Source organism: Cupriavidus mimosae (assembly GCF_023952485.1).
Lineage (GTDB): Bacteria > Pseudomonadota > Gammaproteobacteria > Burkholderiales > Burkholderiaceae > Cupriavidus > Cupriavidus taiwanensis_C.
Genome location: NZ_JALHRY010000001.1, coordinates 453,827 through 477,636, shown reverse-complemented (window position 1 = coordinate 477,636; position 23,810 = coordinate 453,827). Strand labels below are relative to the sequence as shown.

Genomic DNA, 23,810 nt, shown 5'->3' with positions numbered 1-23,810 from the left:
ATTCAGTGCGAAGTTCAGCGCTAAAGGGCCGGGGCGGTGCGGCTGTCGAGCGCGGCTTCGCCGCGGGCGGAGCCGCCGTAGTCATTGATGGTGTTGAAGCGGACCGTGGCGTCCGGGCCTTGCGCCACCTCGCCGGTCAGCGGAAAGCTCTTGGTTTCGCCCGGCCCGATCATGCCGCCTTCTTCAAAGCGGGCGGTCCTGCCGCCGCCGACCAGTTCGATCCGGGAGAAGGAAACGTGATACGCGCTCGGGTTGCGGCCTTCCAGGGCAGGCTTGCCGCCGGCCTGGACCACGCGCCAGCGGATCATGGCCGGGGCTTCCTCGGCCGTTCCCTTCAGGCCGGCAGGACGAAAGAACAGCTTGATGCGTGAACGGAACGCCAGTTGCAGCTTGTTGGCATCGGCCTGGTCCGCGCCAGGCTTGGGGGGGATCTCCAGCACGTTGAGCCAGAACACGGATTCGCGGTCCTGCGCCAGCGGCTCGCCGGTGTAGAGGATGCGCAGCGTCTGGCCCTTGCCGGGGTCGATGCGCGACACCGGCGGCGTCACGGTGAACGGCACGTCGATGGCGGCGGGCGCGGCCTTGGGATCGCCTTTGTCGATCCACGCCTGCGTCAATGCGGGTGTCTTGCCTTCGTTGGTCAGCTTGATGGTGGTCTCGCTCTCCTGCGCGCGATAGATGACCCGGGTGCCGGCGATGACCACGGAGGCCTGCGCTTGCACTGCACTCAGGAGCCCCAGCGCAACAACGCCGGCGGAAATCAGGGACTTGATCGTCATGTTCTTGCTGGCAGCGGGCGCCGGCTCGGGTGAACCGGCAGCCGGATCGGCCGCCAAAATGGTTTACCGGCGCGACGTCAGTTGGTGAAGGCGCGGAGCGCGCCGGTATCACGCTCCGCACCTGCGGCGCTGGGTTTACTCGTAGGAGATCGAGTACATCACGCTGGAGTTGGCGGCACCGGCCGTGGCCTGCCCAGTGGCGTAGTACTGCGCGTAGTACCACAGCGTGGCCGCGCCGTTGACGAGCGCCACCGCGTTCGAGTTTTGCGACAGATTGGTGTAGCCGGCCTTGATCGGAGTGTTGGCGGTGCCGCCATTCAGCAGCCGGATCTGCACGTTCGTGGCGCCGCCCGCATCCACGATCAGGTTGCCGGTGGTGGCATCGGTAGTCGGGCCGGCCTCGAAGAACGTATGGACGTTGCCGGTATCCGGAGTGCAATCGGTCAGCGCGATGTTGAACGGCGTCTGGCCGGCAACGTCGCCGAGCTGCTTCAGGGTCGAGGCGGAGACCGTCGGCAGCCGCACAGTAAAGTCGCTGAAGGGGGTGCCGTTGCCGTTGATCTTGCAGGTCTGGGCGGTGATGTTGCCATTGAAAGTAATGGTGCCATCGACGGCATGGGCAGACTGCGCGCCCATGGCGGTACCGGCAACGATCAGAGCGGCGAGAAGCTTGTTATTGGTCATGATGGGTGATTCAGAGGTTGGTAGGTCAATGGCTTGCGGATCCGGCGGATCCCGCCCTGCCCCGTGCCGCGTGCCACTGCCGATCAGCTTGTGCAGTGGCCGGCCGCCCCGGGGACAAGTGGAATATAGGGATGGGGCTTAATGCCACCAATCAGGCAAGCCTTAGATCTTGTTCGGAATTTTCCCTTTGACATGGGCAGGGTCACCCCATGATGCGTCGGCACCACCAGCGGCTGGCGTGGCGGCCAGCCAGCTCCCTGCAGGCCGCCCTGTTGCAGGGCCGGCGCCGCGCGCGTCAGGCCAGGCGCGGCAGGTGCACCGATACCGCCAGTCCGCGCGGCTGCGCATTGCGCGCGGATACCGTGCCGCCATGCGCGGCGATACCCGCCTGCGCGATACTGAGCCCGAGCCCTGCGCCGGCCGGATGGCCCGGGCCGCTGCGCACGCGATAGAACGGTTCGAACAGGCTTGCCAGCGCTTCGGCCGGCACGCCGGGACCACCATCGACGATGTCGAGCCGGATCGCTTCCGCGTCAGCCTGCAGCGTCACGCTCACCGGCGCGGCCGGATCGGTGTACCGGATGGCATTGCGCAGGATATTCTCGATCGCGCTGCCCAGCGCAGCGGCATCGGCATCGAAGACCAGCTCGTCCGGCGCGGTCCAGTGGATCGCCACACCCCGGGCCGCGGCCTCGAAGCGGGCATCGGCGACGATCACGTCGACCAGATCGGCGAGGTCGACGGGGCTGCGCACCGGCGCCATCGCATGCAGCCGCGCCAGCTGCAGCGTGCGTTCGACCAGGGCATCGAGCCGCTCGGTCTCGCGCTCGATGCGATCGAACTGCAGCGCGAGCGTGGCATCGCGGCGGCGCGCCAGCTCCAGCGACAGGCGCAGCCGCCCCAGCGGCGAGCGCAGCTCATGCGCAATATTGCGCAGCAGCTGCTCGCGCCAGTCCACCAGGCGCTGCAGTTGGTTGGCCATGGCATCGAAATCGCGTGCCAGCTGGCCGAGCTCGTCGGCGCGGCGGGCCAGCACCGGTGGCGTGCGCGTGGCCAACTCGCCTTCGGCGAGGGCCTGCGTGGCTTCGCGCAGGCGCCGCACCGGGCCGGTCACATGCCGCGTCAGGGCCCAGCACAGCGGCGCCGACACCGCCAGCGCGAACATGCCGAGCGCCAGCGCCACCGGCGACAGGTGCAGCACATCCCAGCGCGACGAGTCGAACGGCAGGAACAGCAGCAGGAGCTCGCTGCCGTCCGGCAGCGCGATCGGTTGCGGGTCCCACCACGACACGCGCGCGCCGGGCCGCGGCACATGCGCGACCGCATGGCCGATCATGCCCGCGCGCCACATCGGCACGATGCGGTCGGCCAGATGGTTGCGCAGCCGCGCCGGCAGTTGCCGGCCCAGCATGTCCCGCAGCGCGTCGTCGACGATATAGACGTCCAGCGCCGAGTCATGCGAATCCATCGCCCGCAGCCAGCGCCGCAGTCCGGGACGCCCCTGGGTCCGCGCCACCTCGACCGCGTCGGCGGTGAGCGCGGCGGGGCTCAGGCCGTCGAGCGCCTCGAAGCGGTACCAGGCCACCGCCGCCGTCAGCGCCATGCCGATGCCGACGATCGCGGCCATGCCCAGCCAGAACGCCAGGAAGTTGCGCCAGAACAGCGGCAGCGGCAACAGCGCGCGCACGCGCCGCCAGCCGTTCACGGCGCCTGCACCAGCAGGTAGCCCTGGCCGCGCAGGTTGCGGATCCGCAGCGGCGACGAGGTGCCATCGAGCGCCAGCTTGCGGCGCAGCGCGCTGACGTGGGTGTCGAGGCTGCGGTCGTAGCGCTGGGGAGCGCGTCCCAGCGCGAAGCGCCCGATTTCTTCACGCGTCACTACCCGGCCGGCCGAGCGCATCAGGATTTCCAGCACGCGCTGCTCGGCGCCGGTCAGCGTGGCCAGCGCCGGCCCGTGCATGGCTTCGCCTGACGCCAGGCTCAGGCGCAGGGCGCCGGCCTCAAGCCACGGGCTGGTGCCGGTGGCCGGCGTGGCGCACTGGAACCGGCGCAGCACCGCGTGCATGCGCGCGCGCAGTTCGCGCGGGCTGAAGGGCTTGCTCAGGTAGTCGTCGGCACCGAGTTCCAGCCCGAGCACGCGGTCGGTCTCGTCGCCATGCGCGGTAAACATGATCACCGGGCGCTGTGAGCGCGCGCGGTGCCGCCGCAGCAGGTCCAGGCCGTTGCCGTCGGGCAGCATCAGGTCGAGCAGCGCGACGTCGTAGTCGTTGCGGGCGAGCAGGGTCTCGCCCTGCGCGCGGGTGTGCGCCAGCGTGACGGTGCAGTGATCAGGCTCCAGGTATTCGCGCAGCATCTGCGCCAGTTCCAGGTCGTCGTCGATCAGCAGCACGCGCGCGGGCGGCGTGTGAGAGCACATCAGCATGCAGCTTGCCGGGGCCCTGGCGGGCAGGGAGCGGGCCGCCAGCCTCCGGTTCCGTCAAGAAACGTCAAGAAAACAAAAGCTTTCCAAAGTGACTGGTTAGCAATTTGCATCCCCGATTCTAATATGAGAATGATTGTTATTTGCATACAGCGAGGAAAATAATGAAGGACAGGCAGGCCGCCGGAAGCGGTTGGGCATTGAAGGCGGCAGCACGGGCAGTGGTTGGGACGGCAGCAACGGGAGGCATGCCGCGGGGTCAATGGACGAAAGGGCTGGCCGCGGTCTGCGCGGCTTCGGGCATGACCGGGGCCTGGGCCCAGGCCCCGGAAGCCAAGACGGAAGCCACCCTGGCTACCGTGGTGGTGACCGCGGCGGGCAGCGCGCAGGATATCCGCGATGCCCCCGCGTCGATCAGCGTGGTCACGCGCTCGGACCTGGAAAACAAGGCTTACCGCGACCTCAACGACGCGCTGGTGGAAGTGCCGGGCGTGATCGTCAGCGGCGGCGGCGACCGCACCGATATCAGCCTGCGCGGCATGGGCGCCAAGTACACCCAGGTGCTGATCGACGGCAAGCGCCAGAGCTCGCGCGAGACCCGTACCAACTCCGACTCGTCCGGCGTCGAGAGCAGCTGGACCCCGCCGCTGGCCGCGATCGAGCGGATCGAGGTGGTGCGCGGCCCGATGTCGTCGCTGTATGGCTCCGATGCCATGGGCGGCGTGGTCAACATCATCACGCGCAAGGTGCCGAAGCAATGGACCGGCGAGCTGCGCGGCGATGCCACGCTGCAGCAGCACAGCGACTCGGGCAACCAGTACCAGGGCAACTTCTACCTGGCCGGCCCGCTCAAGAGCGACCTGCTGGGGCTGCAGCTGTACGGCCAGAGCACGCACCGCGTCGAAGACGACATCGATTACGGCTTGCGCGGCCGCCGCGCCGAGAGCCTGACCGCCAAGCTGGCGCTCACACCCACGCGCCAGCACGACATCGTGTTCGAGGCCACCGGCATGCGCCAGCAGCGCAGCGAGACCGTGGGCAAGACCGTGCCGCCGCTGCCGCCCGGCACGCCGTGCCCGCGCACCGGCTGCCCCACCTCGTCGGAGACCGACTACCGCAGCGAGAAGTACGCGTTGTCGCATACCGGCCGCTGGGGCTTCGGCGTCTCCGACAGCTATGTCCAGCAAGAGGAGTTCGACAACCGCAGCCGCCGGATGAAAATCAAGAACCTGGATGCGCGCACCAGCTGGGCCATGCCGCTGGGCAAGCACATGCTGTCGGTCGGCGCCGAATACCTGAACCAGCGCCTGAACGACCAGACCGGCAACCAGATCGCGGGCGGCCCGAACCGGGTCGAGCGCTACCAGTGGGCCCTGTTTGCCGAGGACGAATGGCGCCTGGCGCAGAGCTTTGCACTGACCGGCGGCGTGCGCATGGACCATGACCAGAATTTCGGCCAGCACTACAGCCCGCGCCTGTACGGCGTCTGGCACGCGGCCGAGCGCTGGACCGTGAAGGGCGGCGTGTCCACCGGCTTCCGCGCGCCGGACCTGCGCCAGACCGTCGCCGGTTGGGGCCAGACCAGTCGCGGCGGCAACATGTACGGCAACCCGGACCTGAAGCCCGAGACCATGGTCTCGCAGGAACTGGGCCTGCTCTACGACAAGGGCAACGGCCTGCAGGGCGGCGTGACGCTGTTCAACAATGACTTCAAGGACAAGATCACGCGCGTTGCCTGCCCGCTCACGCAATGCACCGACGGACCCAACCAGTTCGGCGCCGCCCCGACCACGTACATGAACGTGGATCGCGCCTACTCGCGCGGCGTGGAAGCCAGCCTGCGCTGGCCCATCGCGCAGGCGTGGTCGCTGACCGGCAGCTACACCTACACCCGCTCGGAACAGAAGAGCGGCCAATACCAGGGACAGCCACTTAACCAGTTGCCGATGCACCTGCTGGTCGCCACGCTGAACTGGCGCCCGTCGGAAAAGATCAACGCGTGGGCCCGCGTCAACTACCGCGGCAAGGAAAGCCAGCCGATCACCGGCCCGTCTTCCAGCACCGTGGTGGCGCCGTCTTACACCTTCGTCGACCTCGGCGCGACCTACGCGGTCACCAAGAACGTGTCGGTGTTCGCCGGCATCTACAACCTGTTCGACAAGCGGGTGAACTACACCGACTACGGCTATGTCGAGGATGGGCGGCGCTACTGGATGAGCGTGGCGGTGAAGTTTTGAAGGATGGGTTTAGGGGTTGTGGCACGGTACGCGTCGCCGCTCGCTTGGCGCTGACATGTCTCGGCCTCCGAGGGGGTTGAAGTCTCGACTTCGTTGAGGCTCCCGCCCTCTCCCCCGCCCCTCTCCCGCAAGCGGGAGAGGGGAGCAAACAAGCGGGAGGGAGACATCCTTTGGTCTCGCCCGCGTCGGCGCCGTGCGAGGGCAGCGACGCACTCCGTGCCAGAGCAGTAGACCTAAGATTGGGAGCGCGCGCAGCGCAGCCGAAGGCGTCCCACCAATAGCGCCCGCAGCAGGCTGCCTACACCCTGTTGGGATCGTTCAATAGTCAGTGATCGTAGGCACCGCCCCTGACTCACATAGCGTAGCAGGGTCGAACGGGCAACCACGCCCAAACGGAAACCACCACCGCCCGAACCACCCCCGCCGTGGAATTGATTGCCAGCCGCTTAGGCGACGCGCTTTTTGGTTACTTTTTGGCGCTCGGCCAAAAAGTGACCCGCCCAGCAGGGCGGAACCAGGCGGTTCAAAAGCCGACAGCATGTCACCAACAGCGACCAATTACCACCGCGCGACGGTACGCTCACCCCGAAGCCCCCACGCCATCCGCGCGGCACGTTGCCGGCACCTCGCCGTAGCGTGCCATCAGCGCCCCGGCAACGGCATTGGTCCAGCCAAACCCGTCCTGCAGCGGATACTCGCCGCCGCCGCCGCCCTGGGCGGCCCCTTCGATATGCCGGATGCGGTATTTTTCCACCAGCTTGCATTCGTGGGTGTAAAGGCTGGCCACCGTCGCCAGCCAGCGCCGCGCAATCTCGCGCGCGAGGGCCTCGTGGCCATAGCGCTCCAGGCCGCGTACCGCCAGCCACTGCAGCGGCGCCCAGCCGTTGGGATGGTCCCATTGCTGGCCCGAGCTGCACTCCGTGGTGGCCAGGCCGCCGTCGACCAGCAGCCGCTGCTGCACCGCCTGCGCCACCGCTTGCGCCTGCGCCGGAGTGGCCAGGCCGAGATAGAGCGGCATCACGGTGGCCGCGGTCAGGTACCGGCGCGGCGCGCCGCGGCACCAGTCGTAGTCGACGAAAACGCCCGCGGCGCCGTCCCACAGGTATTGCAGGATGGCCGCCTCGCGCCGTTGCGCCGCGGCGCGGTAGGCCTGCGCCGCGGCCTCGCCGGCCTGCTCGCACAGCGCGGCGAGCCGCTTTTCCAGGTGCCACAGCAGCGCATTGAGATCGACCGGCAGCATTGCCGTGGTGCGGATGGTAGCCAGGTCAGCGGGCTGGCCGCCGCGCGGGTCAGGCGCATCGAGCCAGCGCGAACTGAAGTCCCAGCCCGACTCCGCCGCGGCGCGCAGGTCGCGGAACACCATATGGTGCGGGCGGCCGCTGCGCAGCGCGGTCTCCATGTCTTCCAGGAAGGCCTCCTCGCGCGGCCATGGGCGGTCGTCCCAGTAGCGGTTGAGCAGCGCGCCGTCGGGCAGGCAGACCACGCGGCGGTGCGCATGGCCGGCGCACAGGCCGTCGGCGCCGTCCATCCAGAAGGCATACTCGCGGCGCAGCTGCGGCAGGAAGTCGAGCGCGCTGGCCAGTTGCTCACGCTCGAGCAGGTCCACCATCAGCGCGAACACCGGCGGCTGCGAGCGGCTCAGGTAGTAGTTGCGGGTGCCGTTCGGCACCAGCCCGTAGGTGTCGATCAGGTAGGCGAAATTTCGCGTCATCTCCACCATCAGGTCGCCGTGCCCGCTGCGGGCCAGCCCTTCCATGGTGAAGTAGGAATCCCAGTAATAGAGTTCACCGAAGCGCCCGCCCGGCACCACGTAGCGGTGCGGCAGCGGCAACAGCGACGACAGCGGCGGATGCGCCACGGGTGCGCGCGTCAGCACCGGCCACAGCCCGTCGATATGCTCGCGCAGGGTGCTGGCCGGATCGGATACGTAATGGCTGTCCGGCACGGTGGCGCGGGTGAAGTACGCCTGCACGAAATCCGCCAGCGAGAAGCCGGGCGCGTCGCGGGTTTCGCGATAGCGCGCCACGATCAGGTCCGGGTCGCAGTTGGGAATGCAGTCCGGGAAGGTCTTGCTGTCGGCGAACAGGCCGCTGTGCTGGACGTCGACGAACAGCTCGCAATAGCGTGCCGCGGGCGACAGCATGTCTGCGCAGGCGCAGCCCGGCAGCGTGTGCGGCGGCGGGCAGTCGCGGTGCGTGATCCAGGCCGGCTGCGCCGCCGCATGGATCTTGCCGGGCGCCGCGGCCGGCCCGGCCACGGCGCCGGCCCCGTCGGGCGTGGCCGGGGCGCTGCGCGGCACCGTGCTGCCGCCTGTGGCGGCACCGGGCGATGGCGGCACCGCGGGTTCGGAATCGGGCTTGCCGGTTGGCCGCATGGACGCCTCCTTGTACCGGCCGCGCCGGCTCCGATGGGATAGAAATAGGAGCCGCGGCGCGCACGGTAAGTTCGCCGCCGAGCCGCAAAGCGGCGCATGTGCCACGCCGGGGCAAGCCCAGGCGCGCGCTACACCTCCTTCTCGCCGTGCTGCACCGGGATCGCCGGCGCCGGCTCGCGCACGCCCAGCTGCATGAAGATCCAGGCCGACGCGCAGGTGATCAGCCCCATGCAGACAAAAGTCGCATGGAAGGCCGGCAGCACCGCCGCGGGATCCCCGCCAAAGCGGTGCTGGAAGGTCGCCAGCAACGCCCCCGCCGCGGTCACGGCCAGGCTCATCGACAGCATCTGCACCATCGACAGCATGCTGTTGCCGCTGCTGGCGCCGGCGCCGCTGAGGTCTTTCAGAGTGACCGTGTTCATCGCCGTGAACTGGATCGAATTGACCATGCCGAACAACGCCAGCAGCGGCACCAGCAGCCACAGCGGCAGCTGCGGCGTGATCAGCGCAAAGGCGGCCATCACCACGCCCACCACGAAGGTGTTCGACACCAGCACGCGCCGGTAGCCATGGCGCTGGATCAGGCGCGTGGCCAGCCGCTTGGAGGCCATGCCGGCCGCGGTGACCGGCAGCATCATCAGGCCGGCGTCGAGCGGCGCATAGCCCAGGCTGACCTGCAGCGTCAGCGGGATCAGGAACGGCATCGAGCCGTTGCCGATGCGCGCGAACAGGTTGCCCAGCAACCCGACGCTGAAGCTGTGGATGCGGAACAGCCGCAACGGGAACAGCGGCTGCTTGCGGCGGTTGGCATGCAGCCCGTAGGCGGTCAGCGCGGCCATGCTGGCGATCAGCAGCATCAGCACGGTGGCGTGCTGGAAGCCCAGCCCGGCCAGGCCGTCGAGCGAGAACGACAGCGCCAGCATGGCGGTGGCCAGCAGCAGGTAGCCCGCGATGTCGAAGCGGCCGACGCCGGCCAGCCGCGCATTGGGCATGTAGCGCACGGTGGCCAGCGCTCCCAGCACGCCGACCGGCACGTTGATCAGGAAGATCCAGTGCCACGACAGCGCCTGGGTCAGCCAGCCGCCCAGCGTGGGCCCGATCAGCGGGCCGATCATGCCGGGGATGGCGACGAAGCTCAGCGCCTGCAGGTACTGCTCGCGCGGAAAGGTGCGCAGCACCGAGAGCCGCCCTACCGGCAGCAGCATCGCGCCGCCCACGCCCTGCACCACGCGCGCGCCGATCAGGAAGTTCAGCGTCGGCGCGTAGGCGCACAGCAGCGAGCCGGCCACGAACAGCGCGATCGCGGTCTGGAAGATGGTGCGGGTGCCGAAGCGGTCGGCCAGCCAGCCCGAGGCCGGGATGATCACCGCCATCGTCAGCGAGTAGGCGATCACCACCGACTGCATGCGCAGCGGGCTCTCGCCCAGGCTATGCGCCATCGACGGCAGCGCGGTGTTGACGATGGTCGAGTCCAGCGTCTGCATGAAGAAGCCGACCGCCACTACCCACAGCATGATGCGGCGGGTACGGTCGTCGGGCGCGGGCGAGGTCATGGTGCGGCTCCGGGTCCGGCCGGCGCCGCGGAGACCCGGTGCGCGCCGGCCAAAGCCAACACCTTAAAGGGCAACGACGGCCGAGGCAATCGACGCCAGGCTTACAGCGCGGCGCGCAGCCCGATGAAGAAGCGCCGGCCCGGTGCCGGCTCGAAGTAGCGGCCGTTGGCCTCGTTGACGATCACCGAGCCGATGTAGCGCCGGTCGGCCAGGTTGTCGATGCGGCCGAACAGGTAGAGGCGCGTCGGGCCGATGCGCAAGGCGTAGCCCGCGCGCAGGTTGATCACGGCATAGCCTGGCGCCGCCTGGGTGTTGAGGTCGTCGGCATAGACGCGGCTGTCGACACGCAACTCGGCCCCCAGTGTCAGCGGCGCGAGCGGCCGCCACGACAGGTCGGCGGCGAGGCTGTGGCGCGCGGTGCCGGGCAGGCGGTTGCCGGCCGCCACCGCCTGCCCCTGCGCATTGACGAAGCCATCGCCGAAGTATGCATCGAGCCAGGTATACGCCAGCCCCGCCTCGACCCGGCTGCCGCCGTCCTGGCCCGGCGTGCCGACCTGACCCAGAAAGCCGCCGCGCCAGCCCAGCTCCAGCCCGCGCCGGCGCACGCCGCTGACATTCTGGTAGACGGTGCGACCGGCGTTGTTCGATTGCGGCACCACCTCGTCATGGCTGTCGGCATCGAACAGCGCCGCTTCCAGCCGCTGCCCCGACCCTTGCCACTTGATGCCGATCTCGCCCTGGCGGCTGGTCGAGGCCTGCAAACCCAGGTTGCTGCCGACACCGCCGGGGCCGTAGGCGACCTCGGTCAGCGTCGGGGTCTCGAAGCCGCGGCCGAGGTTGGCGTAGACGTTGAGGGAATCCAGCGCATGCCAGACCACGCCCAGCACCGGGCTGACATTGCTGTAGCTGGCATGGCCGCTGTCGTCGGGGCTGGCCGCGGTGATGAAATGGTCGTCGATGCCCAGCCGCACGCGGCTGGCGCGCGCCCCGCCCACGAGTTGCCAGGCCGGATGAAAGCTCCAGTCGAACTGCGCGAAGGCGCCAAGGTCGGTCGCGGTATTGGTCTCGTCGCGGCGCAGCGCACCTTGCGCGCCGTTCTGGTTGACGTAGCCGTTGCGGCCGTCGCGCATGCCGTTGGCTTCGAGCCCGGCGCTCCACAGCAACGGCAGACCCGCGGCCGTGGTGGTGCGCCGGCTCCAGGACAGCGCGGCGCCGCCGAAGGTGCGGTCCAGGTCGACGATGCCGCCGGACGAGGTCGGCGCGACGCCGCTGAAGCCCAGCCGCTGGTACAGGTTACGCGTGCCGCCGTACAGCCGTGCCGACAGGCTGTCGGTGCCGCTGACCTGGTGGTCCACCACCACCCCGGCCTGCGCCTGCTCGACGGTCTTTCCGGTATCGAACTGGCTGGCCGCGGCCACCGCCTGGCGCGGATCGGCATCGGCCTGCGCGCGGGTCAGGCCGAGCGGGTCCTGCGCCAGCGGCTGGTTGAAGTAATTGAACTGGCCGGTCACGCGCGTGCCGCTGGCCGGCTGCGCCACCACCCTGGCATTGAGCTGGTAGCGGCGCGCGGCGCTGTGCTCGCGATAGCCGTCGGTCTGGTAGGTCCACGCATCGAGCGAGCCGCCGAGCCGCTCATTGCCGCCGGCCAGCGCCACGCCGGCCTGCCACTGCCCGTCGGCGCCGAAGCCGGTCGAAACGCGCCCGGTAAAGCCATCCCTGGGTGGATCGGGCGTGAACACCTGCACCACCCCGCCCGAGGCGTTGCCATACAGCTGCGCGAACGGGCCGCGCAGCACCTCGACCCGGCTGGCATTGGCGAGGTCGGCCGTCGATGCCTGCCCCTGCCCGTCCGGCATGGTGGCGGGAATGCCGTCGACATACAGCCGCACGCCGCGCACGCCGAAGGTCGAGCGCGTGCCGAAGCCGCGCACCGCCAGCTGCAGGTCCTGCGAATAATTCTGCCGGTCGCGCACCGCCACGCCCGGCACGCCGGCCAGCACCTCCGACAGGTTCACCAGCGGCGTGGCGCTGCGCAGCGGGTCGACCGGCACGCTGTCGATCGCGGCGGGCGCGTCGAAGCGGCGTTGCTCGCTGCGGGTGGCGCTGACCACTACGTCGGGCAGGGTCTCGCCGGTGGCCGCGGCAACGGCGCTGCCGGGCGCGTCCGCCGCCCGCGTGGCGGCGCTGGCCAGCATCAGCACCACGCACGCCAGCGTAGAACGCGCCGGGAAACGATGAGGGGAGCGGCGCTGCTGCCGCATCGCCGGGACCTGCCTGCCGCCTGGGTGCATGGGAGTCGGAAGCGGTTGCGGGTGCGGCGCGGGATCGGGCAGCGCCGGGGCACGGGTGAATACAGCGCAACTTTATCCCGGCCGCGACGCAATGGCTACGCGCAGAGGCGCGGGGAAAACCCGTGGACCGGCGCCGGGGCACCTTCCGACCTAAACCTCAAAAAATTTCAATAACTTATTGCGGAAGCACTCCTGCTTGTACTGCTTCGCCACCCTACACTTTCCTCACCAGCCGCTGCAGCCCGCAAACTTCCACCAGGCGACGCAGCATAACGATATTCAGATTTTCGAAATCAAAGGATCGCCAATCATGACCACCGCCTCCACCCGCGTTGCCATCGTCTACCACAGCGGCTACGGCCACACCGCCCGCCAGGCCCAGGCCGTCGCGCGCGGCGCCGGCAGCGTTGCGGGCACCGAAAGCCTGCTGATCCCGGTCGAGGACATCGACCAGCACTGGGATACCCTGGAACAGGTCGATGCCATCATCTTCGGCGCGCCGACCTACATGGGCAGCGCCTCGGCCCAGTTCAAGGGCTTTATGGACGCGACCTCGCGCAATGTGTTCGCCAAGGGCGGCAAGTGGGCCAACAAGGTGGCCGCCGGCTTTACCAACGCGGCCTCGCGCTCCGGCGACAAGCTGGCGACGCTGCAGCAGATCGCCATCTTCGCGGCGCAGCACGGCATGCACTGGGTCAACCTGGGCCTGCCCCCGGGCCACAACAATTCCAAGTCGACCGAGGACTCGCTGAACCGCCACGGCTTCTTCCTGGGCGCGGCGGCGCAGTCGGATGCGGACGTAAGCGCCGAGGTGGCGCCGCCGCCGGCCGACCTGCGCACCGCCGAACACCTGGGCGCGCGCGTCGCCGAAGTGGCGCAGCAGCTGGTCGCGGGGCGGCAGGCGCTGGCGGCGCTGAAGGAAGCGGCCTGAGCGCCGCGCGTCAGGGCCGGTCCAGCCGGCCCCGGCACCGCCACAGCAAGCCCACCAGCGCAGCGGCAAGTGCCAGTTGCCGCAGCCCGGCGCGCCATACGGCACGCCATGAGGGTTGCTCCGTCCAGGCGAAGCGCGGCGCGTTGGCGTAGTCGTGCGGCAACACCCCGCGATAGCTCATGATGCGCGGTACGAAGAAGGCGCGCCACTCGGCTTCGAAGCGGTTCACCTGCGCCATGTAGCGGGCGTAGCGCGGGGCGTCGTGCCCCGCCAGCCGGTCGGCCGCGAGCAGCAGCGACAGCGGCGGCGACAGCCACGCCCAGCGTTCCGCGTGCTCGAAGCGCTGCGCGCGCACGCGCTCGAAGGCGGCAGCGATCGGCTCGATCCGCGCGGCCTGGTCGAGATAGCGCGGCATAAATGAAACCGGCCAGCTGTGCTGGCGCGGCTCTGCCGGCGCCCATTGCGGATTGGCGCGGTACCACGCCCGCACCAGGTCCGCTGCAGCGGCTTCGGCGACCTGCTGGGCGGCGCGCATCTGCACGATCGCGGCCAGCCGCGACGGCATCGGCGCCATGCGGTCGGTCGCCGCCGCGATCATCGCCGGTGCGCCGAACGTGAGCACGGCCCACAGGCCCAGGCCGGCCAGCACCGCCGTGGCAGCGGAACCCGGCAGCAGGTTCAGCCACGCACTCGCCGCACTCCAGAACAAGACGAACGCGGTCAGGCAGAACACCCACGCGCCGAAAGCGCGCAGGGTCGCCGCCGGGTCCAGCATGAACGCCAGCAGCGAAGCCAGCACCGCCAGCGTCCACACCGCGCCGGTCCGCACCGCCATCGCGGCAAGCAGCAGGCGCCAGCCGGCCGCGCCCTGCGCCAGCGACATCCGCCACGTGCCCTGCTCGCGCTCGCCCTGGACCATGCCCGCGCACAGGCACACCAGCAGCAGCGGCACCAGCAACGCGAGCGCCGTCGCCAGGTCCGCCATGCCGTAGCGCTGCAACAGCGGATTGCCCAGCTTCTCCTCGTTGCGGGCGTCGGTATGGCGGCTTTCCACGGTGACGCGGATGGCGGGCGGCAGCAGTTCGAGCATGCCGCTGGCCAGCGCGCGGCCGCCGGCTGCGGGCAACAGTGCCGCAGGCGCGTGCGCCCGGGCGAAGCGGAACGCCGCCATGGCGGCCTGGTCCCCCGCGGCCGGCGACGCCTGCGCGCCAGCCTGGCGCAGCGCTGCCTGCGTGCCGGCTTCCAGCTGCTGGAACTTGCCATGCCAGGCGCGCGCGCCCAGCCCCGACACCACTGCGCAGGCGCACAGCGCGGCAGCGGTCAGCAGCAGCCCCCAGCGGGCGCCACGCGCGCCCCACAACGCCCGCCATTGGGCCGCCAGCAGGCGCCCGGTCTGTCCGATCTGGTTCATGGCCGCATTCTCCGCAGGCAACCGTACAGCCCGGCCAGCGCCACCGCACACCACCACAGCAGGCAGGCGATCTCGGGCCACGCCGCGCGCAGCGCGAAGCCCGCCGGCGGCATGGTGTAGGCAAAAGGCGGGATCGCGCGCCACAGCGATGCGCCCGCATATTTGTCGTCGAACGAGGTCAGGCCGCGCGTATGGCCGGCATCCCAGGTATCGATCGCCGTATTGACGGTCTGCCGGTAGCGCTCGGCGGCGGTCTCGTAGTGGCGCTGGTGCGCCAGGTCGGTGCCGGCAATCTTCATGGCGAAGTTGCGCATCGCCAGCGTGGGGCTCAGCAGCGCGGCCGCGCGCATCACGTTCTCCTGCGCCGCGTAGCGCTGCCACAGCGCATCGAAATGCAGGGCGTGGACGCGGTCGGCGTAGGCGTCGCGCTGTAGCCTGCGCAGCGGCGCCGCACCCACCGGCAGGTCGGCCAGTCGGGTCACGCCGTAGCGCGCCAGCAGCGCCGCGTCATGGCGCGCGGTGCGGGCGGCCAGGTTGCCGTCGCCCGGCAGCCCTTCCAGGTAGTCGTGCTGGATCGCGGCCCAGAAGGCTTGCGCCGATGGCAGCGGCACGGCATGCCGGGCCAGCGCCGCGCCGACGCCGGGGATCACGAAGACAAAGGCCAGCCACAGCCCGGCCAGCGCCAGCAACGCGCTCCTGCCGTCGGCCATCCACGCCGACACCGCCAGCCCCAGGCCCGCCAGGATGGCGGTGTAGAGCAGGCAGCCGGCGCCCAGGCCGGCGGCGCGCCACCACACCGCGGCATCGAGCGCGCCTTGCGCATGGCTGGCCGCCACCGGTGCCAGCGCCAGCGCGACCGAGAAAACGGCGAAGCCCGCGACCAGCGCGAGGAACTTGCCCGCCAGCAGGCAGGCCGGGGCCATGCCGACGCCGTGCAGCATCCGCAGCGTGCCGCGCTGGCGCTCGCCGCTGACGGCATCAAAGCTGACCGCAAGCACCAGCAGCGGCAATAGCGCCGCGAACACGAAGCCGGCGCTCAGGTCGCCAAAGCGCGCGGAGGGCAGCGCGTCCTGCGCCGGCTCGAAGCGCGCGAGATTGCGCCGGTGCGGCTCCAGCCACAGCGCCTGGCCGAAGTAATCGCGCAGCCCCGGCTCGATCGCCGTCAGCGCCGAGGCCGGCCGGAACGCATACAGGCCGAAGTGCGCCCCCCGGTGCGGATGCTTGTCGCCCTGCTCGTCCCACTGCTGGCGCGTGGCCGCGGCCGCCTGCGCCACTTCGCCGGCGACCGTGGCGTGCCGCTGCAGCGACACCAGCACGGCGATGGCCAGCACCACGGCACCGATGCCCAGCAGCGCTGCGACCCGCCCCTCCCTGAACATCGCCTTGAGTTCCTTGCGCAGCACGGCCCCGATCATGATGCCGCCCCCGCTGCGCGCGCGTGCGCCAGGTAGGCGGCGGTCAGCGTCTGGTGGTCGAGCGTGGAGGCGTCGAACTCGGCCACCAGCACGCCGGCACGCAGGATGCCGATGCGGTCGGCCAGCTGCCTGGCGTTGAACAGGTCATGGGTGGCCATCAGCACTGCCATGCCGGCATCGGCGGCAGCGCGCACGCGGCGCGCCATGTCGTCCGCGGCGGCCGGGTCCAGCCCCGATGTCGGTTCGTCGAGCAGCAACAGCGACGCCGACCTGCCCTGTGCAATCGCCAGCCCGACCTTCTGCCGCATGCCCTTCGAGTAGCCGCGCACGCGCCGGCCCTGCGCCTCGCGCGCCAGCCCGGCGCGGTCCAGCAGCGCGGCGGCCTCGGTGCGCGACAGCGCAATCCCCGCCATCGCGCAGAAATAGTCCAGGTTCTCCACGCCGGACAGGTAGGGATACAGCGCGACATTCTCGGGCAGATAGGCCACGCACCGCCTGACCGCCACCGCATCGTCCGCCGGCGACAGCCCGTCCACGCGCACCATGCCGGCGGCGGGCGGGACAAAGCCCAGGATGGCGTCGATGGTGGTGGTCTTGCCCGCGCCATTGCCGCCCAGCAAGGCATAGACACAGCCCGCGGGCACGCAAAGCTGCAGGCCGTCGATCACGCGACGGCCGTCGCGCAGGACGACCAGGTCATGGATTTCAAGCATGTGGGGTCTCCGTCGGGCAGGTCAGAAGAAGTAGCGCGCCGCCATGCCGAACTGCCATTTCGGCTGAGGCGAGACCAGCAGCCCGGCTGCCGAGCCATAGGCGGCCTCGGTCGAGAACCGGTGCGGCTGCAGCACCGCGAACAACGACAGCTGGTATTGCTTCCAGTCCAGCACCCCGCGCAGGTCGAAGCGCGTGTAGGCCGGCATGAAGCGCAGCTGGGTCTGCGGCGTCCCCATGTAGTACGGGATGCCGGTGGTCAGGTAGGCGTCGGCATTGACGGTCAGCTGCACGCCCTGCAGCCGCTGCCGGTATTCCGCCCCGAGCTTGAGCTGGTGGCGCGGCACCGACAGCCTGGCGCCGGTGTTGGGCAGCGGGTTGTTGGCTTCGGCCTGGATGATGTGGCCGTAGCTGGCATAGAGCGAAACCGGGCGCACCGGCCGCCAGCGCGCCTCGACTTCGTAGCCCTTGCGGGTGGTGTCGCCCACCGATCGGAACGAGCCGTCCGCCTGCCCGACGATCTCGTCCTCGTTGAGGGTGTAATAGGCCGCCGCGGTGACCGTCAGGTTGCGCGCCGGGGTTGCGGTGAAGCCCACGTCGTAGGACTTCACCTTCGACGGCGATACGTCATAGACCGTCCCGCCGGGCGCGCCCAGCGGCCCGGGCGCGCCGTTGCTGCTGATCTGCTCGGCGGCGGGCGAGCGGAAGCCCTGGGCGACGTTGGCGAACAGGTCGAGCCCGGGCAGCACGGTCCAGGCCGCGCCGAGCTTCGGCGTGGTGACTCCCTTGAAATAATCCGTGCTGGCTGCCGGCAGCTTGCGGTTGACGATGTCGTAGTCGAACCAGTCGCGCCGCAGGCCGGCACTGAGCTTGACCGCATCGACCGGCTTGAACTGCGCCTGCACGAACAGCCCGTAGGTCAGCAGGCTCAGCCGCTGGGCGTTGACATAGTTGGCGGTAGGCACGCCCCGCAGCCAGATCTGGCGCTGCGCGTCGCCGTGGTCGCGGCGCACCTCCAGGCCGGCCATGAGCGCGGCGCGCTCGCCGAAGGCAACGTTGCCGGCCAGCCGGCCACCGAAGATGCTGCGGTCGTCGGAGCCGACGGTATGCTGCACGCTGCTGGTGGCGATACCGCGCTCGCGCTCGAAGGCTTCGCCGTACAGCGTCGCGTACCAGCCTGCTTCGCCGTGCGCGGGCGCGCGGTTCAGCGCGAACATCGAGCGCTTGCCGCTGCCGAAGCCAGGCAGGCCGTACTGGGTCGAGCGCGGGTCCACCTTGCCCGACTGCAGGTCGCTCAGCAGCAGGTAGCCGGCCGCCGTCGATTCAGCGCGATAGTGATTCAGGCGCAGGCTGTAGAGACCTTCGCCGATGCGGGTCGACAGCTTCCAGAACAGATTGTCGCGCTCGGTGCTGCCGTCGTAGCGGTAGCTGTGGGTGCGGTACAGGTCCGCGACGAACAGCGACTCGATCGGTTGCGCCTCAGGCCGCAGCGCATGGCGGCCCGACAGCACCAGGGTGGCGCGCTTGCCGTCGTAGCGGTCCAGCCCGATGCCGAAGCTGGACGGCACCTCGCCGGACTGGGTCTGGATCGGCACCGCGCCGGCCCGGTTCTGGTCGCCGTACAGCGCCGACACCGGCCCCTTGATGACATCGATCTGGCCGATCATGTCCGGCGTCAGCCATTCCAGGAAGGCCGGACCGTGCCCCGCCCCCGCCTGGCTGGACGGCATGTTCTGCGGCACCCCGTCGACATAGACCGCGGTGTCGGCACCGTGCGTGCCCTGGGTGGCAAAGCCGCGCATGCGGAAGCCATTGCCGGTATCGCCCTGGTCGATATTGTTGGCCACCACGCCGGGCACGCGGCGGAACATGTTGGAGATGTCCCGGCCGATATTGATGGTGGCCAGTTCCTCGGCCGTGACCACCGATACCGCTGCCGGCAGGCCCGCGCTGTCGGTGGTGACGACGTTGCGCCGGTCGTGCGGCCGGTCATCCTGCGTCGCCACCACGCTGACTTGCGGCAGCATGCCGTGACCGGCTTCGGCCGCGGCGGGCTGGCTGAGAAGACCCGATGCCAGCGGCAACAGCGCGCAAGCGAAGGCGCGCGCGGTACCCGTGTGTTGGTTGTTGTTGTTCATGAACCCTTGCGACGGCGCGCACGCAAGCCGCTGCGGGCAGCGGGCGGGCCGTACCACTCCAGACGTGAGCAAGCCACCCGCCTGAGCTGGCGGGCGGGGAACCGGACGTAAGCGGAAGGCGGCGCCGCGGCGTTCAGCCGGCGGCGCAGGGCTGCGCCGGGGGCGCGCGCAAGGTGGGGGGTGAAAGGAAGCGGGTGCGCCATGGCGGCGCGGTGACAGCGACCGGCCGGCTCCGCGACAGCAAGCGCCGGATCACGCCCAGCAGCTGGGCCGCGAACGCGATGCACAGGAACAGATGCAGCCGGGGCGAACACCACAGGCAATCGCACTCGGTCTGGTCTTCGGCAGGGGCGCGCCCGGATTCGACGGCCCCGGCTCCGTCGAACTGGTCCGCAGCCATGGCCACGGCCGGGTGCGCCGCCGGCGTCGACGCTTCCGGCACGGCATGCACGTGCGTCGCCGCCGCCCACGCCTGCACGAGAACGAGCAGGAGCACGGCCCAGGCGAGACGCACGAGGTTCGCATGCAGTCGCATTGAAGGTGGCGCTGGCGGTTTCGACGGGCGCCATCATAACGCAACTCAATTGCAAATGTAAGCGGCACCGCTCGCCAGAAGGCTAAAGCTCTCGCCCTTCCCCGCCGTTAAGCAATGGGGTCGCATTGGGACGGAGACAGGAGACAGAGATGCAGAATCTTGGCATTCGCATACGCCTGGGCGCGGCGTTTGGCGCCATGTGGTCGCTGCTGGCGATCGCGATCGCGGTGGCCTTGCCGCGCTTGCAGGACGGCGCCGATGCGCGGCGCGTGCTGATCGCGCTGGCTGCGGCAGCGCTATGCGTGGCCGTGGGCGCGGTCTGGGGACTGGCGCGCGGCATCGAGGCGCCGTTGTCCGAAGCCGTCCACATTGCCGAAACCGTGGCCGCGGGCGACCTCAGCCAGGAGTTCGATACCGAACGCGGTGGCGAGTTCGGCCGGCTGCTCGGCGGTCTGGGCGAGATGGAAGACATGCTGACCGACCTGGTGACGCGCATCCGCACCGCCACCGACTCCATTACCGACGCCTCGCACCAGATCGCCGCAGGCAATACCGACCTGTCGCAGCGCACCGAAGAACAGGCCGCGGCGCTGCAGCAAACGGCGTCGAGCATGGGCGAGCTGACCGCGATGGTGCAGCAGAACACCGAACGCGCCCGCGCCGCCAACGGCATGGCGGCCAGCGCCTCGGGCATCGCCGCGCGCGGTGGCGAAGTGGTGGGCAACGTGGTGCAGACCATGTCGGCGATCAGCGCCAGCTCGCGCAAGGTCACCGAAATCATCGAGGTGATCGAAGGCATCGCCTTCCAGACCAATATCCTGGCACTGAACGCCGCGGTCGAAGCGGCCCGCGCGGGGGAACAGGGCCGCGGCTTCGCCGTGGTCGCGGGCGAGGTGCGCACGCTGGCACAGCGCAGCGCCGCCGCGGCGCGCGAGATCAAGCAACTGATCGACGATTCGGTGCAGCAGGTCGACAGCGGCTCGGCCCTGGTCGGCCAGGCCGGCGCGACCATGCAGGAAATCGTCCAGGCGGTGGCCAGCGTCACCGGCCTGCTGGGCGAGATCACCGCGGCATCGGAACAGCAAAGCGCCGGCATCGCCGAGGTCAACGAAGCCGTGACGCAGATGGACACCGTCACGCAGCAGAACGCGGCGCTGGTGGAGCAGGCGGCCAGCGCATCGCAGGCGCTGGCGGGGCGCGCGACGGAGTTGCAGCAGGTGGTGGGGGAGTTCAGGCTGTAGGGGTGCGGGCTAGCGCTGGCCCGCTGCGCGCTATTTGCCTCGGTCGATTCAAACGCCCGCTTGTGTACTCCCTCTCCCGCTTGCGGGAGAGGGTCGGGGTGAGGGTGGGAGTCTCGACGAAGTCAGGCCTGCGGTATGCCACCGCCTGCCCTCTCCCCCGGCCCCTCTCCCGCAAGCGGGAGAGGGGAGCCAACCACCAGCAAGCGGTGCCTTCCAGCAGATCACACCGTAACGCTCACCGGAAGCACCGACTGCACCGCCACGGCAAAGCGGTCAACGATATTGTCGATATCCCGCGGCGTGCAAATGAACGGCGGTGCGAACAGCACGTGGTCGCCATGCACACCGTCGACGGTGCCGCCCATCGGATAAACCAGCAGCCCGTTCTGCATTGCCGCGGACTTCAGCCGCGCGTGCGTCTTCAGCGCGGGATCGAGCGTGGCCTTGCTGTCGCGGTCGGCGACGAATTCCACGCCGACGAACAGGCCGCGACCGCGCACATCGCCCAGGTTGGGGTGGTCGCCAAGGGCCTCGCGCAGCCGCTGGCGAAGTTGCTCGCCGCGGGCCAGCACGTTGGCCAGCAGTTCGTCCTCGACGATGGTCCGCTGCACCGCCAGGGCCGCGGCGCAGGCGGTGGCGTGGCCGATATAAGTGTGGCCGTGCTGGAAGAAGCCGCTGCCGCCGACGATGGCGTCATAGATCCGGCCCGTCGACAGCATCGCGCCGATGGGCTGGTAGCCGGCGCCCAGGCCCTTGGCGATGGTGACGATGTCAGGCACCACGCCGTCCTCTTCGCAGGCGAACAGGTAGCCGGTGCGGCCCATGCCTGACATCACTTCATCGAGGATCAGCAGCACGCCGTACTTGTCGCACACGGCGCGGATGCGCTTCAGGTAGTCACCCACCGGCGGCACCGCGCCGGCGGTGGCGCCCACCACGGTTTCGGCGACGAAGGCCGCGACCGTTTCAGCACCGAGGTCCAGGATCCTGGCTTCCAGTTCATCCGCGAGGCGTTGCGCGTATTGCGCATCGCTCTCGCCCGCCTGCCGGTCGCGGTACGCATAACAAGGCGACACATGCTGTGCCGGCACCAGCAGCGGCAGGAACGGCTCGCGCCGCCAGGCGTTGCCGCCGATGGCGAGCGCGCCGAGCGTATTGCCGTGATAGCTCTGGCGGCGCGCGATAAAGTGGCGGCGCGCGGGCTGTCCCACCTCGACAAAGTACTGGCGCGCCAGCTTCAGCGCCGATTCCACCGCCTCCGAGCCGCCTGAGACGAAATAGACATGGTCGAGATCGCCCGGCGCGGCCTGCGCCAGGGTCTGGGCCAGCGTCTCCGACACCTCGGTGGTGAAGAACGAAGTATGCGCATAGGCGATGGTGTCGAGCTGCGCCTTGATCGCCTCGATCACGCGCGGATGGCCATGCCCGAGGCAGGACACGGCGGCGCCGCCGGAGGCGTCCAGGTAGCGCCGGCCGGTGCTGTCGATCAGTTCGATGCCCTGCCCGGCCACGGCAACGGGCAGTTGCTGGCGTGGGTTGCGGTGGAATACGTGAGTCATGATGGTGTGGTGGTGACAGTGTGTTCGGTGGCAAGGCGGCGCAGCACGCGGCCGGAAAATGCCGGCCGCGCGCTGCCCGCGGCGTCGCCGGCCTGCGCGGCTTGTTGCCAGACCTGCGCGCCGTTGACCCAGACGCCGTCAATGCCGGTGCTGAGCTGCAGCGGGTCTTCAAAGGTGGCGCGGTCCTGCACGCGCTGCGCATCGAACAGCACCAGGTCGGCAAACCAGCCCGGCGCGATGCGGCCGCGGTCTTGCAGGCCGTATTGCTGCGCGGCCAGCCCGGACATCTTGTGGATCGCGGCCTCGAGCGTCAGCAGCTGCTCTTCGCGCACCATGCGCGCGAGGATGCGCGGGAACGTGCCCCACTGGCGCGGATGCGGGCGTGGGTCGAACGGCAGGCCGTCGGAGCCGAACATGGTCAGCGGGAACTGCGCGATGCGCGCGACGTCGCGTTCGTCCATGATGAAGTAGATCGCCGCCGCGGGACGCAGCCTGGCGAGCAGCGCCTCCTCGTCCAGCCCCAGTTCCTGCATCAGCTCATGGAAATCGCGGCCGCCCGCCGGGGGGTAGCCGGTGGACCACGTGATCAGCGTGCGCGTGGACTGGCGCACGCGGTCCAGCCGCAGCATGGTCGAGGTGGCAGGATAGGGATGGCAGTCCAGGCACAACGGCTGCACGCGCGCGGCCTCGGCCAGCAGCCCCAGCGTTTCGGCCGAGCGGCCATGGTTGCGCTTGCCCGCCACCTTGTGGTGCGAGAACACCACCGGGCAGTCCAGCGCGCGGCCGATGCGCAGCGCCTCCTCGATCGACGGCACGATGGCGTCGGTCTCGTCGCGCAGATGGGTGGAATAGAGACCGCGATGGGTGCGGACCGGCTCGCACACGGCGATGATTTCCGCTTCAGTGGCGGCGGCAGCCGGCGGATAGAAGGTGCCGGTGGACACCCCGAAGGCGCCCGCCTCCATCGCCAGCCTGACCTCGGCGCGCATCGCGGCAATCTCCGCGTCATTGGCGGGGCGGTCCAGCTCCGGCATGGCACGCACGCGCAGCGTGGAGTGCCCCAGCAGCGGCACCACGTTGACGTTGGCCGGCGCCGCGCGCAGCGCGTCGAGCCACTGCGCGAAGGTACCGAAGCGGAACAGCGCGGGCGGGCCCAGCAGGTCCAGCGGCTGCGGCGGCGCGCCGCTGACGAGCGGCGCCACGCTGATGCCGCAGTTGCCGGTCACCACCGTGGTGATGCCCTGCGACACCTTGGGCGTCATGTCCCGGTGTACCAGCAGGTAGCCGTCGTCGTGCGTATGCGCGTCGATGAAGCCCGGCGCCAGCACGCGGCCGCTGCAGTCGACGGTGTGGTCCGCGGCGATGCCGGCGCAGTCGCCTACGGCAACGATGCGGTCACCGCTGACCGCGACATCGGCGCTGCGGCGCGCCGCGCCCGTGCCATCCACCACCGTGGCGTTGCGAAAGAGCAGGTCGGCGCGTCGGGGCGCCGGGGATTGCGATGCCATTGTCAGTCCTTGTCTCGTCGACGGG

At 69.9% G+C, this 23,810-nt stretch carries 17 protein-coding genes; 3 read left to right on the top strand and 14 right to left on the bottom strand.

The annotated features are described in order from the left end of the window. Positions 1-20: 20 nt before the first annotated feature. The 4 genes from MKD50_RS02105 to MKD50_RS02090 form a co-directional block, all read right to left on the bottom strand. Complete coding sequence (locus MKD50_RS02105; protein WP_115701830.1) at positions 21-779, bottom strand: fimbria/pilus periplasmic chaperone; 759 nt, start codon at positions 777-779, stop codon at positions 21-23. Positions 780-914: 135 nt separating this feature from the next. Further along, entirely contained in the window at positions 915-1,463 is a 549-nt protein-coding gene (locus MKD50_RS02100) for a fimbrial protein (RefSeq protein ID WP_305882064.1), read from the bottom strand. 295 nt (positions 1,464-1,758) lie between these two features. Then, a complete protein-coding gene (locus tag MKD50_RS02095; protein WP_252666238.1) occupies positions 1,759-3,168 on the bottom strand; it encodes a sensor histidine kinase in 1,410 nt (469 codons plus the stop codon). Then, a complete protein-coding gene (locus MKD50_RS02090) occupies positions 3,165-3,884 on the bottom strand; it encodes a response regulator transcription factor (protein WP_252666237.1) in 720 nt (239 codons plus the stop codon). Before MKD50_RS02090 ends, MKD50_RS02095 begins: the two co-directional genes overlap by 4 nt. A 245-nt stretch (positions 3,885-4,129) precedes the next feature. Between MKD50_RS02090 and MKD50_RS02085 the strand changes: the two genes are divergently transcribed. Then, entirely contained in the window at positions 4,130-6,118 is a 1,989-nt protein-coding gene (locus MKD50_RS02085; RefSeq protein ID WP_256503135.1) for a ligand-gated channel protein, read from the top strand. Between the two features lie 580 nt (positions 6,119-6,698). Here MKD50_RS02085 and treF read toward each other — a convergent pair. The 3 genes from treF to MKD50_RS02070 form a co-directional block, all read right to left on the bottom strand. After that, positions 6,699-8,492 carry an alpha,alpha-trehalase TreF gene (treF, locus tag MKD50_RS02080; protein WP_252666235.1) on the bottom strand — a complete coding sequence of 598 codons (1,794 nt, stop codon included), beginning with the start codon at positions 8,490-8,492 and terminating at the stop codon, positions 6,699-6,701. 128 nt (positions 8,493-8,620) lie between these two features. Further along, positions 8,621-10,045, bottom strand: coding sequence for a multidrug transporter subunit MdtD (mdtD, locus tag MKD50_RS02075; RefSeq protein ID WP_252666234.1), 1,425 nt, complete (start codon positions 10,043-10,045; stop codon positions 8,621-8,623). Between the two features lie 101 nt (positions 10,046-10,146). Then, positions 10,147-12,336, bottom strand: coding sequence for a TonB-dependent receptor family protein (locus tag MKD50_RS02070; RefSeq protein ID WP_252666233.1), 2,190 nt, complete (start codon positions 12,334-12,336; stop codon positions 10,147-10,149). A 310-nt stretch (positions 12,337-12,646) separates the two neighbouring features. Between MKD50_RS02070 and MKD50_RS02065 the strand changes: the two genes are divergently transcribed. Beyond that, positions 12,647-13,267 (top strand): flavodoxin family protein, encoded by a 621-nt coding sequence (locus MKD50_RS02065; RefSeq protein WP_115701846.1) that lies wholly within the window; start codon positions 12,647-12,649, stop codon positions 13,265-13,267. Positions 13,268-13,277: 10 nt separating this feature from the next. Here the strand turns inward: MKD50_RS02065 and MKD50_RS02060 are convergent, their stop codons facing one another. From MKD50_RS02060 to MKD50_RS02040, 5 genes are all read right to left on the bottom strand, one after another. Then, positions 13,278-14,678: a DUF3526 domain-containing protein gene (locus tag MKD50_RS02060; protein WP_252666232.1), complete on the bottom strand. Its 1,401-nt coding sequence runs from the start codon at positions 14,676-14,678 to the stop codon at positions 13,278-13,280. Further along, complete coding sequence (locus tag MKD50_RS02055; protein ID WP_252666231.1) at positions 14,675-16,093, bottom strand: ABC transporter permease; 1,419 nt, start codon at positions 16,091-16,093, stop codon at positions 14,675-14,677. Before MKD50_RS02055 ends, MKD50_RS02060 begins: the two co-directional genes overlap by 4 nt. Next, the gene (locus tag MKD50_RS02050; protein WP_252666230.1) at positions 16,090-16,806 is read right to left on the bottom strand and encodes an ABC transporter ATP-binding protein; all 717 of its coding nucleotides are present in this window, start codon (positions 16,804-16,806) and stop codon (positions 16,090-16,092) included. Before MKD50_RS02050 ends, MKD50_RS02055 begins: the two co-directional genes overlap by 4 nt. Positions 16,807-16,827: 21 nt before the next feature. Beyond that, positions 16,828-18,942: a TonB-dependent receptor gene (locus MKD50_RS02045; protein ID WP_252666229.1), complete on the bottom strand. Its 2,115-nt coding sequence runs from the start codon at positions 18,940-18,942 to the stop codon at positions 16,828-16,830. 133 nt (positions 18,943-19,075) lie between these two features. Continuing rightward, positions 19,076-19,438 carry a hypothetical protein gene (locus tag MKD50_RS02040; RefSeq protein WP_147299789.1) on the bottom strand — a complete coding sequence of 121 codons (363 nt, stop codon included), beginning with the start codon at positions 19,436-19,438 and terminating at the stop codon, positions 19,076-19,078. Between the two features lie 188 nt (positions 19,439-19,626). Here MKD50_RS02040 and MKD50_RS02035 point away from each other — a divergent pair, with 188 nt between their 5' ends. Further along, positions 19,627-20,718 carry a methyl-accepting chemotaxis protein gene (locus MKD50_RS02035; protein WP_115701858.1) on the top strand — a complete coding sequence of 364 codons (1,092 nt, stop codon included), beginning with the start codon at positions 19,627-19,629 and terminating at the stop codon, positions 20,716-20,718. Between the two features lie 221 nt (positions 20,719-20,939). Here MKD50_RS02035 and MKD50_RS02030 read toward each other — a convergent pair whose 3' ends face one another. Both MKD50_RS02030 and MKD50_RS02025 read right to left on the bottom strand, forming a co-directional pair. Next, a complete protein-coding gene (locus MKD50_RS02030; RefSeq protein ID WP_252666228.1) occupies positions 20,940-22,277 on the bottom strand; it encodes an aspartate aminotransferase family protein in 1,338 nt (445 codons plus the stop codon). After that, positions 22,274-23,785: an N-acyl-D-amino-acid deacylase family protein gene (locus MKD50_RS02025; RefSeq protein ID WP_252666227.1), complete on the bottom strand. Its 1,512-nt coding sequence runs from the start codon at positions 23,783-23,785 to the stop codon at positions 22,274-22,276. The genes MKD50_RS02030 and MKD50_RS02025 overlap by 4 nt, the downstream gene beginning before the upstream one ends. Between the last annotated feature and the right edge of the window lie 25 nt (positions 23,786-23,810).

Coding starts and splice junctions, on each gene's coding strand:
- MKD50_RS02105 (WP_115701830.1), bottom strand. CDS start 779: ATGACGATCAAGTCCCTGATTTCCGCCGGCGTTGTTGCGCTGGGGCTC.
- MKD50_RS02100 (WP_305882064.1), bottom strand. CDS start 1,463: ATGACCAATAACAAGCTTCTCGCCGCTCTGATCGTTGCCGGTACCGCC.
- MKD50_RS02090 (WP_252666237.1), bottom strand. CDS start 3,884: ATGCTGATGTGCTCTCACACGCCGCCCGCGCGCGTGCTGCTGATCGAC.
- MKD50_RS02085 (WP_256503135.1), top strand. CDS start 4,130: ATGCCGCGGGGTCAATGGACGAAAGGGCTGGCCGCGGTCTGCGCGGCT.
- treF (WP_252666235.1), bottom strand. CDS start 8,492: ATGCGGCCAACCGGCAAGCCCGATTCCGAACCCGCGGTGCCGCCATCG.
- mdtD (WP_252666234.1), bottom strand. CDS start 10,045: ATGACCTCGCCCGCGCCCGACGACCGTACCCGCCGCATCATGCTGTGG.
- MKD50_RS02070 (WP_252666233.1), bottom strand. CDS start 12,336: ATGCACCCAGGCGGCAGGCAGGTCCCGGCGATGCGGCAGCAGCGCCGC.
- MKD50_RS02065 (WP_115701846.1), top strand. CDS start 12,647: ATGACCACCGCCTCCACCCGCGTTGCCATCGTCTACCACAGCGGCTAC.
- MKD50_RS02060 (WP_252666232.1), bottom strand. CDS start 14,678: ATGAACCAGATCGGACAGACCGGGCGCCTGCTGGCGGCCCAATGGCGG.
- MKD50_RS02055 (WP_252666231.1), bottom strand. CDS start 16,093: ATGATCGGGGCCGTGCTGCGCAAGGAACTCAAGGCGATGTTCAGGGAG.
- MKD50_RS02050 (WP_252666230.1), bottom strand. CDS start 16,806: ATGCTTGAAATCCATGACCTGGTCGTCCTGCGCGACGGCCGTCGCGTG.
- MKD50_RS02045 (WP_252666229.1), bottom strand. CDS start 18,942: ATGAACAACAACAACCAACACACGGGTACCGCGCGCGCCTTCGCTTGC.
- MKD50_RS02035 (WP_115701858.1), top strand. CDS start 19,627: ATGCAGAATCTTGGCATTCGCATACGCCTGGGCGCGGCGTTTGGCGCC.
- MKD50_RS02030 (WP_252666228.1), bottom strand. CDS start 22,277: ATGACTCACGTATTCCACCGCAACCCACGCCAGCAACTGCCCGTTGCC.
- MKD50_RS02025 (WP_252666227.1), bottom strand. CDS start 23,785: ATGGCATCGCAATCCCCGGCGCCCCGACGCGCCGACCTGCTCTTTCGC.